This window comes from Grimontia sp. NTOU-MAR1 (assembly GCF_035758505.1).
GTDB classification, from domain to species: domain Bacteria; phylum Pseudomonadota; class Gammaproteobacteria; order Enterobacterales; family Vibrionaceae; genus Enterovibrio; species Enterovibrio marinus.
Map to the genome: position 1 here is coordinate 635954 of NZ_CP142109.1, position 17768 is coordinate 653721.

Annotated in this window: 16 protein-coding genes; 12 read left to right on the top strand and 4 right to left on the bottom strand. The window is 49.8% G+C overall.

Going from position 1 to position 17768, the window contains the following annotated elements:
- Positions 1-691: 691 nt before the first annotated feature.
- The gene (locus VP504_RS20790) at positions 692-2374 is read right to left on the bottom strand and encodes a methyl-accepting chemotaxis protein (RefSeq protein ID WP_325895261.1); all 1683 of its coding nucleotides are present in this window, start codon (positions 2372-2374) and stop codon (positions 692-694) included.
- Between the two features lie 284 nt (positions 2375-2658).
- Here VP504_RS20790 and VP504_RS20795 point away from each other — a divergent pair, with 284 nt between their 5' ends.
- On the top strand, positions 2659-3723 hold the full coding sequence (locus VP504_RS20795) for a DUF3541 domain-containing protein (protein WP_325895262.1): 1065 nt from the start codon (positions 2659-2661) through the stop codon (positions 3721-3723).
- Positions 3724-4004: 281 nt separating this feature from the next.
- Here VP504_RS20795 and VP504_RS20800 read toward each other — a convergent pair whose 3' ends face one another.
- Positions 4005-5240, bottom strand: a complete 1236-nt coding sequence (locus VP504_RS20800) for a hypothetical protein (RefSeq protein WP_325895263.1) — start codon at positions 5238-5240, stop codon at positions 4005-4007.
- Between the two features lie 88 nt (positions 5241-5328).
- On the opposite strand from VP504_RS20800, the gene VP504_RS20805 reads away from it, so the two are divergent.
- Positions 5329-6354, top strand: a complete 1026-nt coding sequence (locus tag VP504_RS20805) for a permease (protein ID WP_325895264.1) — start codon at positions 5329-5331, stop codon at positions 6352-6354.
- Between the two features lie 150 nt (positions 6355-6504).
- Complete coding sequence (locus tag VP504_RS20810) at positions 6505-7092, top strand: hypothetical protein (RefSeq protein ID WP_325895265.1); 588 nt, start codon at positions 6505-6507, stop codon at positions 7090-7092.
- Here the strand turns inward: VP504_RS20810 and VP504_RS20815 are convergent.
- Positions 7076-7420 (bottom strand): ArsR/SmtB family transcription factor, encoded by a 345-nt coding sequence (locus VP504_RS20815; protein WP_046308477.1) that lies wholly within the window; start codon positions 7418-7420, stop codon positions 7076-7078. The genes VP504_RS20810 and VP504_RS20815 overlap by 17 nt on opposite strands.
- Positions 7421-7720: 300 nt before the next feature.
- Here VP504_RS20815 and VP504_RS20820 point away from each other — a divergent pair, with 300 nt between their 5' ends.
- From VP504_RS20820 to VP504_RS20855, 8 genes are read left to right on the top strand one after another with little or no spacing between them, the layout of a single operon-like run.
- Positions 7721-8404 carry a hypothetical protein gene (locus VP504_RS20820; protein WP_325895266.1) on the top strand — a complete coding sequence of 228 codons (684 nt, stop codon included), beginning with the start codon at positions 7721-7723 and terminating at the stop codon, positions 8402-8404.
- A gap of 9 nt (positions 8405-8413) precedes the next feature.
- Positions 8414-9253 carry a transporter substrate-binding domain-containing protein gene (locus VP504_RS20825; RefSeq protein WP_325895267.1) on the top strand — a complete coding sequence of 280 codons (840 nt, stop codon included), beginning with the start codon at positions 8414-8416 and terminating at the stop codon, positions 9251-9253.
- A 14-nt stretch (positions 9254-9267) separates the two neighbouring features.
- Positions 9268-10116, top strand: coding sequence for an ABC transporter ATP-binding protein (locus VP504_RS20830; protein ID WP_325895268.1), 849 nt, complete (start codon positions 9268-9270; stop codon positions 10114-10116).
- On the top strand, positions 10107-10571 hold the full coding sequence (locus VP504_RS20835; RefSeq protein WP_325895269.1) for an OsmC family protein: 465 nt from the start codon (positions 10107-10109) through the stop codon (positions 10569-10571). Before VP504_RS20830 ends, VP504_RS20835 begins: the two co-directional genes overlap by 10 nt.
- A 12-nt stretch (positions 10572-10583) precedes the next feature.
- Positions 10584-11390: a ferritin-like domain-containing protein gene (locus tag VP504_RS20840; protein WP_325895270.1), complete on the top strand. Its 807-nt coding sequence runs from the start codon at positions 10584-10586 to the stop codon at positions 11388-11390.
- Positions 11391-11446: 56 nt separating this feature from the next.
- The gene (locus VP504_RS20845) at positions 11447-12547 is read left to right on the top strand and encodes an NAD-dependent epimerase/dehydratase family protein (protein ID WP_325895271.1); all 1101 of its coding nucleotides are present in this window, start codon (positions 11447-11449) and stop codon (positions 12545-12547) included.
- Entirely contained in the window at positions 12540-14894 is a 2355-nt protein-coding gene (locus tag VP504_RS20850; RefSeq protein WP_325895272.1) for an efflux RND transporter permease subunit, read from the top strand. The genes VP504_RS20845 and VP504_RS20850 overlap by 8 nt, the downstream gene beginning before the upstream one ends.
- A gap of 1 nt (position 14895) precedes the next feature.
- The gene (locus VP504_RS20855; protein ID WP_325895273.1) at positions 14896-15696 is read left to right on the top strand and encodes an outer membrane lipoprotein-sorting protein; all 801 of its coding nucleotides are present in this window, start codon (positions 14896-14898) and stop codon (positions 15694-15696) included.
- Between the two features lie 63 nt (positions 15697-15759).
- Here the strand turns inward: VP504_RS20855 and yegD are convergent, their stop codons facing one another.
- Complete coding sequence (gene yegD, locus VP504_RS20860; protein ID WP_325895274.1) at positions 15760-17112, bottom strand: molecular chaperone; 1353 nt, start codon at positions 17110-17112, stop codon at positions 15760-15762.
- Between the two features lie 255 nt (positions 17113-17367).
- On the opposite strand from yegD, the gene VP504_RS20865 reads away from it, so the two are divergent.
- A complete protein-coding gene (locus VP504_RS20865; protein WP_325895275.1) occupies positions 17368-17688 on the top strand; it encodes a hypothetical protein in 321 nt (106 codons plus the stop codon).
- Positions 17689-17768 lie beyond the last annotated feature (80 nt).

The following is a 17768-nucleotide window of genomic DNA, read 5'->3' on the forward strand; positions in this document are numbered from 1 at the left end:
CAATTTATTTTGTTACAAGATATTACATGTAAGCATTTTGTTAATCACATTGATTGTATTTATTTTGACCAATATAGAAATAAATATTAAATATTTTTGAAATTTAAATTATATTTTTAATTCATATTAGTAGATTTTAGCTGGATAATTTTTATTCCTATTTTTAGAAATTTATCAGAGATGAATTATTTCTTTCATATCTAAATTGATTAAATTCCCCGTTTTCTATTAGTGTATAGAAATAAATATTTTTTCTTTGAAAGGGTTTAATTGGAAAAAATAACTTTTTGTCCGGTGTTTCGATGAGAGAAAAAGAATATTCAGAATATAATATGGTAATGAGAATTATTATTAAATAATAATCTAAAAAGGAATGTGTGAAAGATGTCTCATATGAATGCGTGAAAACAGCCTCAACGTAGATATGTGCCGCACTAAGTCTGTCTCATTCACCAAAGTAACTTAATTTGTGTCATAAATGATGTCCATCTCAATAGCAATAAGCATTGGGGTACTTTTTAACTATCAGCTATCCACTGCCTTTTGTTTGCTGATGACTCTCTTGCCACCAGTTGTTGTCTTTTGGTGAACAGGAGAGGTTTCGTCAAGACTTGGCGAACACCCACCTGAACATTTCTCCCTACGAAAATAGGTTCAGGTGGGTGGTTTCTTCTTTGTTTCGTTCAATACATCAAACAATGTATTTCTGAATCTTTGATTTCATCCCATTTGACAGTTCTTGCAGCGAGCTTGCAGCAATGCGACTTTCCTCTGCACCAGTAGCGGTTTGGTCTGAGATGCTACTAATGACCGTGATATTTTTGTTTATCTCCTCTGTCACGGAGCTTTGCTGCTCTGCAGCAGTGGCGATTTGTGTATTCATCGCGTTGATCTCATCTACGCTCTGAAGAATACGGGAGAGGGCTTCGCCAGCTTTCTGTGCCATTCTGACCGTTTCCAGTGCCTGCTCGTTGCCTTTTTGCATGCGAGTCATCGCATCTCGGCTACCATCTTGTAGTTGCTGAATAGTACGCTGGATTTCTATTGTGGAAGTCTGCGTTCGCTGGGCCAGAGAACGAACCTCATCAGCCACCACGGCAAAGCCGCGTCCTTGTTCGCCTGCTCGGGCAGCCTCAATGGCGGCATTCAGTGCCAACAGGTTCGTTTGTTCAGAGACTTCCTGAATGGTGTCAACGACACTGCCAATTGCCTCGGTGTGCTTTTTCAGAGACAGCATCGAGTTGACAGTGGCTTCGAGATCCTGAGAGAGGTGCTCAATCATCGCGATACTTTTGAGTACCACTTTCTGGCCATCTGCGGCGGCAGTGTCTGCTTGTTGAGAAGCGGTAGCGGCATAGGCAGTGTTGTTGGCGACTTCATGAACGGTCGCGGTAAATTCGTGGATGGCGGTTGCTATCATCTGGGTCTGTGCTTGCTGATCCAGTACGTTTTTCTGCGTTTGATTTGTAACCAATGCACTTTCTGATGCCGACGTCGCAATCAATCCTGTCGAGTCCAATGTCGATTTAACTACACCCTGAAAACTGCCAACCAATACATTCACGTATTCGCCGATTCGGGCAAACTCATCACGCCCGTTAATGTCGACACGACGGGTGAGATCGCCATTGGTAATGGCCTTAGAAGTAGATTCCAGCTCAGAGATCGCTTCTTTCACTCGAGAAATGATTTTGGTAAAAAGGATACTCAAAACAATCAGCGAAAACACAATCGTGCAGCCTACTATCCAAAGGAAATGGCTGACATTTTTAAGTGCTGACTGATAGTTGGTACGTCCTTCCTGATTTTGTAGGTTCAGGAAAGCTTTGGCTATGGCAGAAATATCGTCAAACAGCGGATTGATGGTATTGAGCAGTACCAGATTGGCGGTTTCAAACTGGCCGGTTTTCAGCGCAGTCACTGCGGGCACAAAACCTTGGTCTGTAATGCGGTCGAGAATATCGACCATTCGATTTAGTTCACGGCGCTCTTCGCTATTGAGCTTCGAAGGAACAATTTCGTTGTCAACAATTTGATGGAGGGTATCCAGCGCTTCGTTGATTTGTGAATAATGCAGATCAATGGGGTGATCATGTAGGTTCGCAAACTTCGTCGCTGGATCATGCTGCATGGCAAGTAGCAAGTGACTGCGCGCATCCCCTAACTCACGAAGGATGTTACCTGCTCGAATGGCATGCTGCATGCCCTGCGAGTAGAGTTCATCCAGCGATTCCGCTGCACTATTCATACCTGAAATGCCTTTATATCCAATAAAACAGAGTGCGAGTACGACCAGTGCAACAATGCCTTTAAGCTGGTAGGTGACTGAATGGAACTTTGCGAATAAACCTTCTTCCTTCTTTTTTGTTGTCATGGTGATTTTCTCCAATGCGCTGATATGCAACCAGTATAGAATCTGCCTGAGAAACCACTGACGACAAAATTGATTTAGATCAACGACTTGTTGCGATATAAAAAAGCGCGCTGTGTTTTGTTGTATTGGTCACATCAATATCTTCGCTATCGGAAAAACAGCGTGACAATGCCTTGTCAGAAAACTTTGCATAGGCTTGTTGGTTTACTGACAAGGTCGCGATAGCTTGTGCGTGAAAAAGCGGTCGTGTGACGCGAATCGAGAATACTGAATTGAAAAAACGAATGATAAGAGTGGCTAGCGGTTTATTGACCGTGGCATTGCTATTGAGTGGATGTGCGCAGCCGACAACGGAAAAACAGGATGCTGAAGTCATCAAACAGACTTATGACAGTAATCTGGCTGTGTTGTCTGCCTATCAATTGGGCCATTATGGCCTTCGTATGTATCGTCAGACCCAAGATGATAAATATCAGGCGGCAGTATGGGCTGATATGGCGCGCGTGGCGGATAAGCTGAATGAGTACGCGGCCACGATTAACAATAAAGATGATGTGTTAGCCCTGGGTCAGAAAAGACTGAAAGCCTACGATTCTGGCGACTCGGAGCGCGATGAAATTCGCCATGCTGCAGCGCAGGGGCGCGAAGAATATCTTGTTTTAGGTGCAGGGCTTATCAGTAGCATGGCGCGTGCGAACGAGTATGGTTTGGAGCATATCGAAGATGAAAAGCTGCATGAGATCCTCAGTTGGTATGATTTCAGCGAGTATGCCACGGACCCACAAATGATCCGTGCTTGGGCTGCGCAACTCGCCAATCAGGTTTACTGGCTGAAACAGCTGGGTGAGACAGATCATACCGCTGCCTTCGACAAAGCCTTCCGCGACACGTATCCGGACAGTGAAGACGCAAACCTTTCTACCCAGCAATACAACAACAAGCTGTATGGAATGACTCACATCATTCTGGCGGCTTCCGAGTACTACAGAAAGCCTGTGAATGAAGCGGACTTCCAGTGGATTTATGACTACTTCCGAGACAATTTCGATGAAATTGCAGCGCGTTCAAAAGAGGACGTGATTGCAGAGATCGGCATTACTTTCCTGCTGGCAGGGCTCGACAACGACCCGATCGTCACCCGTAGTCAGGACATCATCCAGGAAGCGATTAACCGCGATAAGGGCATGGTGCCGTCGGTTTCTGGCAGTACGGATTTGGTGAAGGGAGAACACCGCAATGTTCTCGCTATCATGTTACTGGATTGGCAAGGAGCGAACGCGGTGCCAATGGCCGGGCAGGTTAACCGTGTGGTCTCGAATATTCCTTGGGGACTTGAAGCGGTCGAATAAGCTAGGGGCTGTTCACCTTTGGTGATGATTTTTGCAGCAGTTTGTGGGGATTTTGTGCAAGGCAGAGGCTTCGATGTGTCGCTAGCCTACATAAGAAGCCGATAACGCAGCAGAAATTCCCCACAAACGCTGCCCGAAGGGCTCGACTGCGCGTCCCGTACTCTAAGCGTTTTATGCTTTGTTGAGGTGTATTTGCTTAGAATGACTAGGCGGCACACACCTCGCCGCGCCTAAAACGCTTATAGCGAGAACAAAATTTAACCACCAAAGGTCAACAGCCCCTAAAAGTAATACGTCATCATGATTTCGCCGTAACTGTCTGGTTCCAATCCATAGAAAAAGTCGCTGGGAGACAAGGCTGAAAAGTCGAACAGCGACAATGCCAGCTCAATGTTCTGGTTAAAACGTCGGGTCAGAGTGACTTCCAGAATGTTGCTGTGATAATCCAGATCATGAAGCAAAGAAATGCTCAGCTGGGTGTCATCCACGTCGTTAAATGCCGTATGCAGCGCGAGCAAGACATCGTGCTGGTGCAGCGAGAGCAGCATGTCTCCCATTGAATTGTCGCTATACTCTCCAACCCATCGTAAATCGATACCACCGCTAAACAGATCAAACATACTGTATTCACCAGCGATCACATATTGTGTGGTCTCTTTGAAATCGCCGTTGAGAGTCGGCGCGCTCGATACATTCAGCGCTTCCAGTTTAGTGAGCATATTCCCCATCACCCATTGAATGTCGACGCCAACTTGGGTTGCCGCCGCATATTCTGGTATCAATCGATCGGCTTCAAACAAAAATGCCGGTTCGCGGTTAATGCCATGAAAGCCAAGCAGCGCGACATCAATGCTGTCGAATGAATAGATGTATCGTGCGGCAAAGCCAGGATAGTAGGCCTGATGGCTGTTTTTCCAGCGTTCGCTGTCGCCATCAATAACAAAGCCGGCTGACAATCGTTCTGCGTATTCACGGAATCGGCGTTTAGGGGTGTAAGGAAGGTAATAAAAGGTTGCGAGCCCTTCTCCGACATACCCAGAAAGATTGAGCATAGGCTGGCCGAGTTTGATGTCACCGTTGAATGCTGTTCCCAAATCTTTTTGATTCAACACATCCAAGATTTGGGCGCCTTCCGTCGCGCCGAAGAACACAATGTCATAGCCCGCTACCAGCTCCCAATCATTGAAGTCACTCAGCCATCGGCTCTTGTAAGGGTCGAGAAAAGGAGAGTCATCGGTATCGCTTCTCGCCCGTAAGGCTGGCTCGATGATGAGGGTGGAGAAATCGGCAATATCAGACGAGAAGCGGGGGATAACGGCCATGTTGGTCTGGTAGAACGCGACATCTTCGGGGTGTTCCCAAAAGTGTGTGTAGCCCAGCGAGATCTCTCCAGTCGGAGCAGCGGCGAAAGTGAAAGGGACGCAAAGCGATGAAACCGTCAAACAGCCAGCCGATAACCAAGTAACGAAAGCCTGCCGCCGAATCATCTCAAAACTGAGCGCCTTCATTAAAAACATGTCGCCATCCATAACATATCGAGAATTCCTGATATATTGAATGATAGGCATTGGGAAATGAAAAGTGAACCCACAGGAGAGGGAATCCATGACCAGTATCGTTTCTGGGCTGATTAACTTTGGCTACAACCGAACCTTCCTTGAGCCCGTTTGGACGGTATTTTTGCTGGCGCTGCTATCTATCGCAGTGTTCGATCCTCAGCAGTTATCGGTCTCACTTCGGTTCATGGGTGACACCTTTGTCCTGATCATCCCCTTCATTCTGGCTTCGTCGCTGATCTATGCTTATGTCTCCGCCACGCAGGCAGACAGCCTGATTGCCAGTGCGTTGCAGGGCCGACAAGGTGTGGTGATTCTCACTGCGGCGATGTTCGGTGCGCTGTCGCCTTTCTGTTCTTGTGGCGTAATCCCACTGATCGCGGCCATGCTAGCCATGGGTGTGCCGCTGGCTCCTGTGATGGCTTTTTGGATTGCCAGCCCAATCATCGACCCCGTCATGTACCTGTTAACGGCCGGTATCGTCAGCTGGGAGTTTGCTACGGCCAAAGCGCTTGGGGCCATTGTGCTCGGGTTAACCGCGGGGTGGGCAGTGTATCTTGCGCAGCAGGCTGGTTACTTGATAGAGCCGTTGAAACCTTCTGTCACCGGAGATGCCACAACACTGAGTCAGGTGGATAAGCCAGTCTGGCGTTTTTGGGAAGAAGCACCGCGTAAAGCCGTTTTCATGGAAAAAACCACCAACATTATGCTGTTATTGCTGAAGTGGTTAGCGCTTGCTTTCCTGCTGGAAAGCCTACTGGTGGCTTATGTGCCGACTGAGTGGGTGGCGTCCTCGTTTGGCGGTGAAACTCAATCACCTATCCTATGGGCGACGATCATCGGTGTGCCTGCCTATATCAATGGCTATGTGGCTGTGCCTTTAATCGCTGAGTTGATCAATAAAGGCATGCAACCAGGCGCGGGTATGGCGTTTCTCATCGCGGGGGGGATTACCTCTATCCCCGCCATGATTGCCGTCGTGGCGGTCGCCCGTATTCAGGTGGTGATGTTTTACGTCGGCTTTGCGCTGATAGGGTCATTCGCTTGGGGACTGCTCTACCAACTTTGGGCTTAGAGCAAGGAGACGTTGGTGGGAAGTGATCTGAGCGAGTTGTTGGTGTCTTTTCTGCAGCCGACCCTCACTACTGTGATTTTTTTCTTATCTTCAGCCTCGCTGAGTCTCGTCATGGCAGTGATTTACGTGCTGTGCACAAGGAGTCGGCACATGTTGATTCGTGGTCTCGCAGGGTTGCTGATAGAGATTTCCCGCGGTGTTCCTACGGTGGTATTTGTGCTTTTAATGGGGAATCTTGGCTTGGTTCCCTATTTTTCCGGCTTGGATTTGGAAGGGGTGATTCCCGGTGTGTCGTGGGGTTTCAGTGTCGCGGCAACGTTTATTATTGTTGGCCTAGCATTTTCCAGTTCAGGGCATCTGGCGAAAATCATAGAAGCAGCAATCTCGACGATCAAATTCGACACGCTGGACTACATGTCAACCTTACACCCCGGTGTATGGCTCAAAATCAAGCTGACCTTTTTAGAATGCGCGCCTGCGCTGATCCCTACTGTGTCAGCGCGCTTGGTCCATCACCTTCACAACACAGCTTTTATCTCCATGTTCCCCATTACTGGCATTTTTGCTGCCATGCGGACAGGAGTAATCGAAACGGCGTTGGTGATCCCTTATCTGGTGGTTGCCACCTTGTTGTTTGTGATCCTGGGGTCCTGCATTCACATGATGGGGAATGGCTTGGTGAAGCGATTACAGCGCAGACCTACCGATTTTGGTGAAACGGCTACTTTGACTGGTTAAAGCCTGACTGCAGGTTACTGACCAACTCACTGACCATATCACTCTCGCCACCGCAGCAATGCTCAAGTAAGAAAGTGAGAAGGTGTCCGATGGTTTCCATATTGACCGAGTAATGGATCATTCTGCCTTCGCGCTTTCGGCGAACCAGTTTTGCATTGTGCAAAATGGAGAGATTGGTAGACATGGTGTTTTGTCGGATATTCAGTCTTTCAGCGACTTCTCCTGAAGAGAGCCCCTTATCTCCTGCCTTAATGAGGAGACGAAACACGTCCAATCTTGTTTCCTGCGCCAGTGCGGAAAATATCTTTGCGGATTCTTCAGAATTCATAGTTATAGGGTTTTGTTTTTTAAAATAATCAGACCCTATCCAGGCCCCATAAGTTACATACGTTCGATGTGCAGTGTTACTTTCAATTTTATCAACACATCGGACGTGTGGCTAAGTGAATACTAACATGCTGCCACAGAAATCACATAGTTCTATAACCCATTGATGTTAAGCGCCATTATCACTTTTCTCATATTTGATATCAATATATCAGTATATCTAGATATACTGAATATATGGAATTCTTAACATGATGAATCACATCGTGGAATTTGGGTCAGGGGCAGGAGGCTTCGGTGGATGGAAGGCAGCTTAGCATTAGCGCAAAAGATGTTATTTGGCTTGCCCCATGCGCAACCGGGTGGATTGGTACTGACTTGGTGCCTGTTTGTCACCACTATCGCCCTTTCTGTTCCCCTTTCTTATCTCTTGGTCTGCCTATGCAGCAAAAGCCATTGGTTTCAGGTGGCATCTGGCGCCAGTTTTGCGCTGTTGAGGGCGATTCCACCGCTGGTGATCATTTTTACGATCGACTTTTTTCTTCCACTTGAAACCTTTACCAAAGGCATTCTGGCATTGACGGTGTACTCCATGTCTCATCTGGTTCCCATCTTTGCCAAATACATCCACCTGTACCCGGAAAATCTGGATCGGGTGGAAAGCGTGCTGAAGTTAGGGCTTTTGGCACGTTATGCCCGACTTCGGGCGCATTGGGTGTTCAAAAAGAGCTTTCCTGCCATGCACACCCACTTCGTTTCACTGTTTAAGGACACCAGTATCGTCATCCTGATCGGGCTGCTTGAACTGAGTGCACTAACCAACTTGCTTGCTAGCCGGGCTTACCGCCTTTCCGATTGGCTGACCATCTTTGCTATTTGCTCTGCCCTGTATTTCTTCAACGTGCAGCTCTTGAACCTTATCGGTGGCAGGCTGCGCCGCACTGTTTTCCGGTCAACGCACCGGATGACAAGAAGCATCAACTAAGGAGAGTTTATGTTCCGCAAATTGGGTTTGTTTATTTGTGCTTGGATAACCCTTGTATTTTACCCAGCCCAGGCAGATGAAAAAGGCTCTGTGATCGACAGGATGAAAGAACGTGGAGAGCTCGTCGTCGGTATCCGTCAGGATAATCCTCCTCACTCTTTCATCAATGAAGCGGGTGATTGGGTAGGGTTCGATGTGGATATCGCCAGCGCCGTGGCCGATAAGCTTGGCGTGAAAATGAAGCGTGTTCCCGTGGATGAAATTACCCGCATCACCTACCTGCAAAACGGCAAGATAGACATGGCTGCAGCATCCATGAGCCATACCTGGAAACGTGATGATGCTGTGGACTTTTCTCAAACCTACTTTTGGTCGGCACAAACCTTTTTGGTGAGAAAGGACGGCGCAAAATCACTGGAAGATCTGGTGGGCAAAAAGGTGGGCATGAACCGTGGCAGTCACTCGATTGGCAACTGGAAGCATTGGCTGGAGAAAAACGGCCACCCGGTCAATGAAGAAGACATCATCGAGTTCGGTAATAAGCAAATCGCCATGAATGCGGTGCTCTCGGGCAAGATTGCCGGCTGGGCGGAAGATGCGGAAGTCTTGGCCAGTTACGCCAAACCCAACCCTGAACTCACGGTATTGACCGGTGAAGCCATCGGGATGAAACAAGATGGTCTCGGGGTGATTGAAAACGACAGCAAGATGCGCGATGCCGTGAACCGTGCGTTGCAGGAAATCGAATCGAGCGGTGAATACCTCACCATCTATAACCGCTGGTTTGGCCCGGACAGCGAAACCCCAATGCCGCTCGAAAATCGCATTGAGGTTTGGCCGCAAGGCTAATGGGAGAGACAGATATGTTTTCACGCCAACCCTCACCCGCGCCCAACCTTTCGCTACCCGCTTTGGTGCTTCAGGAAGCCAAAGTCGACGTTGGGTCTGGTGAAACATCCGGCTTTTTCGGTGATTGGTTCGGCCAATCATCCAGTCAGGACTCAGTATCGGTCCTCAATGGCGTCAACCTGACTGTGCCTACCGGTGCCTGGTACATGTTGGTTGGGCCAAGTGGTTGCGGTAAATCCACCTTGCTGAGTGTGCTCAATAACCTCACGCCACTCAGCGGCGGACAGGTGCTCAAATTTGGGGTGCCTGTCGATTGCTGGTGTCGTAAATGGGAGTGCTGTCCGGGCACCCGAACAGGCACTGTGTTCCAGACGCCAGCTCTGTTTGACCAGTTAACCGCGCTGGAAAACATCTGTATGGGCTTTGAGTGCCGCGAGAAACGCTGCATTCATGAAAAGCACCAGAAGGCGTTGCTGGTGATGGAAGAACTGGGTATTGCCAAGTTTGCCCATCGCTACCCGCCGGAGCTTTCCGGTGGCCAGCAGCAGCGGGTATCTATTGCCCGCGCGCTGGTGGGCGACCCGGATTTACTGCTGATGGACGAGCCGTTGTCAGCACTCGACGAAGCCAATGCACAAAAGGTGAATCAAATCCTGTTGGAACGTCAGCAGTCTGGCACGACGATCTTGATGGCGTCCCACCGTTTGGATGGATGCCTGGAAGCATGTACCGCAAGAGTGGACATGAAGGAGGGCGTCGTCACCGCGATTCAAGCCTGTAACCACTTACCCTCGGCGACAGAGAACCAGGATGCTGTTGCTCTCAACCCCTCCATGGCAAGGAATGAAAGTGTATGGAACTGAAATCGAAAGACACCCGGCTGTTCGATGTGCAGCTGACCTACCAATCGGACTACCAGTTTAAGAATGTCGCCAGTGAGCATGGCAATCAGGCGGGCGAGCCTTATTTGAGTGACGAACCCGATCCTGTTGGTAACAACAGTGGCCCTTCAACCCCGGCGCTACTAGGAAGCGCGGTTGGGCATTGCCTGTCAGCTTCTTTGCTGGAGCACATGCGCTTTCATGGTGCCAAGACAGAGCAAGAGTGTATCGTGACCGACGCTCAAATCGCGGTTTACAAGGGGCCAGAGGGTTACCCGAGGATCAAAGAAATTAATGTGGCGATTAAGGCGAATGATGGAGGCGGCCTAAGCAGTCAGAACCGCGCGTCCATAGAACGGAATTTCAAGAAGCATTGCACTGTATCTGCTTCTCTGTCGCCGGCTTTCCCTATCAACGTCACTGTTCAGTGGATATGAAGGAGAAAAGACGTGTCAAACCTAATGACTGAAACACAACGTGTTGAAAACCAAGCCTACAAAGACCTGCTTGCCTATGTCGTCACGAACACCATTTCCGGTGAAATCATGGCGGTGAACAACTACACCACCATAGTGCCGCTTATCGAAGATGTGGATGAAAAAATCCATGTGGTGAAGCAGGCGAGAGACGAAGGCGGACACATCAATGCCCTGACCAAACTTGGTCAGCACATCAACTTTCCCACCATGAAAACCATGGTTGAACCGCAATGGAAAGAGATCGGCCGCTTCGTCAAAGACCGAGCGCGTGAGGGGGATCTAACCTCCTGCATTATCGCGCAGGACATCATGGTGGAAACCTTTGCTACCGTGGCGTACACCGCCCTGCAACGTAACACCGATAAGCACACTACCAGTCTCGCTGCCAGCATCTATGCCGAGGAGGTGGCGCACCTTCAGCATGGCGTCGATGAAATTCACCGCATGCTCGACAACGATGCCGAAGAGGTGCATTGCGCCTTTGAGCTGGCACACCGGGCCGTGATGCCGGCCATGATGAGCATGGTGAACTACAACTGCTTCAGCCTCTGTGACCAACTCAGTATCAAATGCTCCACCGTTTCTCTGGTTGTGATTGAGCAAGATTTGGATCAGCTTCGGATTGATGCCATTGACACCTACATGGAGAAAATCGATCGCATTGGTTTGGATCCAAACCGTGTCGCGCCTTTGCTCTCTTCGCTGGTGGATGATGATTCCTCCAAATGGCAACCAAAAGACAAAGCGGATCTTTCAGGCAACCGCTGCTGTCACTGAGGTGAAAAGCCGGACGGAGTGAAGACTTCGTCCGGCCTTAACAAGGAAGGATGCCTATGCGAATTCTCGTGCTCGGGGCAAATGGATATGTCGGCCGTCTTGTCGCGGCATCAGTCCTAATGGAAGCCCATCATGAACTGGTGATTGCTTCACGGGATCCTGAAACCTTTGAGGAACTGAAGCAGGACATTACAAAGCTGGCCTGCGACACCCTCGAGGCTTCAGGTGAGCCTATGCCGCAGATTGACGGTGATGCGACCTTAGGGTTCACCACGGTTCAGTTTAATGATGACCTGTTTGATGCCCCGGAACTTGAAGGGGTAGAGATGGTGATCAATTGCATTGGGTCGGTGGAATACTTCAATGAAGAAAACCTCAATGCCGTCAATATCACCCTAACGGACTGGATATTGGCGCAGTGCAAAGCAAAAGGCATCGAAAAGCACATTTACATTTCCACCGCGTTTGCACCTGCCGTGAGCAACGGGAAAATTGAAGAGCGGATATACGGGGATGAGGGGGATGACCCCACCTTCTATACCCAAACCAAGCGGAAAGCCGAACAACTGGTTGCTACGTCCGGGCTCGACTATTTGATTGTGCGCCCTTCTGTGGTGATTGGCGACAGCCGCACCGGTCACTATGCCGGCAAACGTTATGGCATTTACCAACTTTGGGATGGCGCTAAGCGATTACTGCCCGGCCATATAGATGTGATGCGCCTTGCCTGCCCACAGGCGAGAATGAATTTTGTCCATCAGGACGCAGTGATTGCAGTTATGCGCTTCACCCTCAGAAAACCTTGGCGTAGCCGGATCATTAACCTGACATCCGATTCCTCACACGTCCCAACGATGGAAGAGCTCTGGGCATTGCTTTTTGACGATATCGGCCATCCCGATTCACTGGAATGGGCACCCACCAATGATGCGCTCGACTATCGCGGCCTGTCGCCTCGCGTGCGGGCGTTCAATGCGTTTTGTCGCACCAATTTAGAGATCGCCAGCCGTAACTGGATGTTTGACCGTCCCAGTATCACGGTCATGAAAGCCGAAGGGCTCGACTTTGTCGAAGCGCTGTTGCCAACAATCCGCATTTGTCAGTCGCAGTTTATGGCGTTGTACAACGAGAAAAAAGGACGCGTGTTTAATGAGTAATTACCAGACTAAAACGCAGGGCATGGAGCAGTGGCTCATGCGTTTGGTTTCTTCAGCACTAGCTCGTCCAAAACTGACCTTGCTGCTTGTGCTGGGTGCATTACTGCTACTGGCGGGTGGATTGGCAAAGCTGGAAGTGAACAACTCAGCTCGGGTTTTCCTGGCTGTCGGATCGCCGGAAAAAATCGCGTTGGATGAGTTGGAAGCTAATTATTCCAAAGATGAAAATGTCATGTTCGTGGTGGTGCCACCAGAGGGTGAGTCGGCGTCGAGCCCTGAGACACTGGCTTTGATCAGAAATCTGACCGACGAACTCTGGTTGGCTCCTTATGCGCGAAAAGTTACCTCGTTGGTGAACTTTATTGACCCTGTCGCTGATGCCGATGGCGGCGGAATGATTGTTGATGATCTGGTGCTGGCGGGGGACGAAGCCAAACTCGAAACTCAGGAAACATTGGCAACATTTTTCAGGGAGCGGCCTGATGTAAAAGGTAACCTGACAGACAAAAACGGCGAAGTTACCACGGTGTTTCTGACCGTTGCCATGTCCAGTGAAGACCTATTGGCCGTGAAGAAAGTGGCGCTTCATGCCCGCGAGTTGCAGCAAAAATACCTCGACGCTTATCCCGGCTATCAAATCTACCTTACGGGCCTGGTCATGCTTGACTACGCCCTGAATGAAGCCAGCGATGCGGATTCCGGTTCCCTGGTACCTGCGATGATTGTGCTGGTGTTGGTGCTCATCGGCGTTTTGTTTCGTGCCGTCGTGCCTTCGCTTACCGTGTTGATGGTGATCCTACTCAGCATTATCGGTGCGATTGGCGCTGTCGCCTGGATGGGCTTTCAACTGAATACCGCCTCCGGCGCTGCACCGCTGATCATACTGGTACTGGCGGTAGCGAACGTCGTCCATATTATTTCGAAAACCTATCACCTCAGACAAAACATGACCAACGCCAAACCTCTCAACGTGGTGTTGGGTGCCATGGCCTATAACGTGGTTCCCCTTTCTTTGACCAACCTGACCACATTCGTTGGGTTTATGAGCCTTAACTTCTCTGACGTAGAGCCCTTCGGTGAGTTGGGCACCATTGCAGCCTTAGGGGTGTTAACCAGTCTTGTCGTGAACCTCACTATCACGCCTCTGGTGTTGAAGTCCTGGTTAGGCCGCAGGCAAAAGCCACTGCCAAAGCTGCCGAAAATCCAGTTTGGGCAGCTGGCGGCAAAGGTTATTGGCCACGCGCGTTGGCTTTTGTTTGTCTTTTTGACGCTGGCTGTCACCGCGTTGCTGGGGCTACAGCTTATCCAGTTCAACGACAATTTCGTGGAGTATTTTGATAACCGGAACAGCTTTCGTGTGCAGACAGATCTTGTGCAGAATCACTGGGGCGGCATGGGCTTGATTGAGTATTCGTTTGACGCGCCGGAAGGAAAAACGGTCGCTGATCCGGATTATCTCAAACAGCTCGATGCGTTTGCTGATTGGCTGCGTGAGCAACCCTATGTCAATGCCGTGATTGCCTTGCCTGATCATCTTGCCAGACTGCATCAGGCATTTAACAACACGCCTTCTGCTGTCATCCCGGACGACCCTTATCTGAGCGCTCAGTTGCTGACAACCTACGAGATCTCTGCGCCCTATGGACACAGCCTGAGTGATCGGGTGACGCCGGATTACGCGTCGTCCCGCTTATCGATCATGACAGACAACCTGTCGTCAGCAGAAACCATTGCCATTGAAAAAGCGGCCAATGAATGGATGCTGGAAAACGCCCCTCTACTCTCGGGAACCGCAGGCACAGGACTGTCGCTGGCATTTGCTTACGTGTCAGAGCGCAATAGCCAGTCGATGCTGATGGGGAATCTGGTGACCATCATTACTATTTCATTCCTGCTTTCCCTGGCATGGCGGTCCTGGAGAATGGGGCTGTTCAGCCTGATTCCGAACTTACTGCCTATCTTGATTGTGTTCGGTCTCTGGGGGTATTTCGTCGGCGAAATCAATCTCGCAGTTTCTGTGGTTGGTGCCATGGTGATGGGGATCGTGGTGGATGACACCGTGTATATCCTGACCAAGTATCAAGAATCGAGGCGGAAAGGCAGAACGGTTGAGCAAGCGGTCACTGATGTGTATTCCGGTGTGGGTTTGGCGCTGCTGGTGACCACGGTTGTCATTGCCCTTGGTTTCGCTGTGATGACAACATCCAGCTTTGCCATCAACGCTAACTTGGGTTTGTTGGCTTTTGGTGTGGTGATAACCGCATTACTTTACGATTTTCTCTTTGTTCCCGCGCTGCTGATCACCGCTGATCGAAAGTTGCGACAACACACCGTACAGGAGGTTTGAGATGGTGAAATGTCTACCTTGGATGCTGCTCTCAGTGCTCATGCCATTGTCAGTCAGCGTGATGGCAAATGATGCCGAGAAAGGGCGGGAAATTGCAGAGAAGATGGATCAATCCTATAGCGGATATGGCACGTCCCGCGCCGATGGGGAAATGATCCTCTATTTGGGCAACCGGGAAGTGAAACGATCGTTTCGAAGCTTAACGCTGGAAGATCTCGGTAACATTCCCAGCGAATACAATGTGCTGGTGTTTGAATCGCCCGGAGACATGCGGGGGATTGCGTTGTTAACCCATGCCAAAACGGAACCGGAAGATGATAACCAGTGGCTCTACCTTCCCGCTGCTGCGCGAACTAAGCGCATCTCCAGCTCCAACGTGTCCGGCAAGTTTGTCTCGTCCGAATTTTCGTATGAGGACTTGGCGAAGCAGGAAGTGGATGAATACACCTACAAATGGCTGCGCACCGAATCCTGCCCCGGCAGTGATATGACCTGTGAAGTGATCGAAACCTACCCGAAAAGTGAAAATTCCGGGTATACCAAGCGGGTGATCTGGGTGGATACAGACGAATTCAGAGCGCAAAAGGTGGATTTCTATAACCGGCGCGGTGTTCATGAGAAAACCTTATTGCTGACCGATTACACCTTGCCGAACAACGGGCGATGGCGTCCACTGAATTTGGACATGACTAATGAGTTAAATGGACGAAGAACTGTGATGGTGTGGTCGAATTACCAGTTTGGCGAGCCTTTGGGCAAGAAGGATTTTATGAGTCAGCGTTTGAAGACGCTTTCGCGGTAGTGAGCTGAAATGAAAAAGGCGGTCATCTGGATGCCCGCCTTGGGTTGTATTCATGAGCGTATACTAGCGAAACGATTTCTCAGCGTAACGTGCCAGGCCAGAGGTGACTGAGCCAAAGAAATCGCCCGCAACGATAGGTACGCCAGGCAAAGTGCTTTCTAACAGCGCGCGCAAAATAGGCGAACGTGCACTGCCGCCAGTCATGAAGATAGCGTCGGGTTTGGTCGCCGACTGCGCTAAGGCATCGTTGACCAGTTCGCTGACTTTGGTCACTGGATTAGCGATGGCTTCAGCTAACTGTTGTGACGTCGCATTCGCGCTCAGAACTTCCTGAACAATCGGCAGATCAATGTGTGCGCTATCGTGCTCAGAGAGGCGGATTTTCAGCTCTTCAGCGCAGCGGACAATCTGATAACCCAGTGTCTCGCGGTGAACGCGCAGCAAGCGGGCAATTTTCTCTGGCTCACTGGCATCACGCATCAGTTGCTCCAGCACGGCGCGGTTAGCGGAGGCATAGAAATCGGATTGCGCGACCACATTGTTGATAGCAATTGGGTTCCAGAACTGGGTTACTGGCATCGCAATACCGCGTTGCAGGGTCGAGTCTTTACCAAACATCGGCATTAGCTGTTCGAAGGCCAGATGGATGTCAAGATCGTTACCGCCCACACGGCAGCCAGAGTGGGCTAGTAATGACGCGCGACGATCATCTTGGTTTCGCCAGCTTGGTCCCATTTCAATCAAGCTGCAGTCGGTCGTACCGCCGCCAATATCGACAACCAGCACGGTGCTGTCTTTTTCCAGCGTGCTTTCGTATTCAAGGCCAGCGGCGACCGGTTCGAACTGAAACATGATGTCTTTGAAGCCCGCGCGTTTTGCTGCACGGGTAAGAATAGATTCAGCCTGCTCGTTGGCTTTGTCGCCGCCGATACCCTGGAAATTAACAGGACGGCCGATAACGGTCTGCAAGATGTCCTGCTGAGTTTCAGCTTCGGCTTGCTGCTTGATGTTCGCCATCATGGCGCAGACCAGATCTTCAAAGAAGCTGATTTGCACATCGCGTAGTCCGGTGGCACCGAGGAAAGATTTGGGGGATTTAACGTAGTAAACCTCTTCCGGATCCTCGAGGTAAGTATCGAGTGCTGATCGGCCAAAACGGAGATCACCTGGCTCGACATCAATGCCTTCTTCGCGGTTAAAACTGACCGCACGGCCCAGGAGTTGCTCGCCAACCTGATCGGTGGGTTTGATGTTGAAGTGACGCCAAAGGTATTCACTCACTGCTTCACGGGTAGGCGCGCAGAGGGTGGAAGGAATAAATGGGCTATTGCCTTCAAGGGTCAACAGGCGCGGTGTGCCGTTTTCCATCATGGCAACAGAACAGTTTGCTGTTCCGTAGTCGAAGCCGATAAACATCGGAGATCTCCAGCGTCAAAAAAGCGGGCTAGTTTACGTCAATACATGACGATAGCAAGAGAGACAGATGGATTTCTGTCTGAGCAATCCATAGCAAATGTTAGCGCTTGCTAATCAATTGATTACGTGGATGTCGTGAAGCTTTATAAGTGAAGTTGCATAAACGATACATGATGTGATGAAGATCAAATTAGGCTTTAGACATATCACTTCAAATAAGTGGAAGTGTGATTCCTCGAATCAAAGGAGGACACCATGAAAAGTGCTAAAGAGTTCGCGGCCTGGATGAAGGAGCGCTTTGAGTCTCATTCTGATGTCTGGCTGACACGTAAAGACATCACTGAGTTGACTGGCAGGCAATCCGTGCGCAGCGAATTTATCCATGATGTCCACTGCGAGTTAATGAATTTTGGTCGCGCCCTGATTGCTGACATGAGAAACGACCGTTACTACATGGTGTCGCTCAATGGTATTTACTGGAAGGATGTCGGTGATATCTATGCACGTTCCGAAAACAGCGTGGAAGCGTTTCCGACAGATGCTAACAACACGACCGTGAGGCCACTACGCAAATAACGCTTTCTGAAGCTCCACTGCCATTGCTGGCGTTTTCTTCTATTTTTGGCCTGCCAATGCAGGCTTTTTTTTACGTTGTT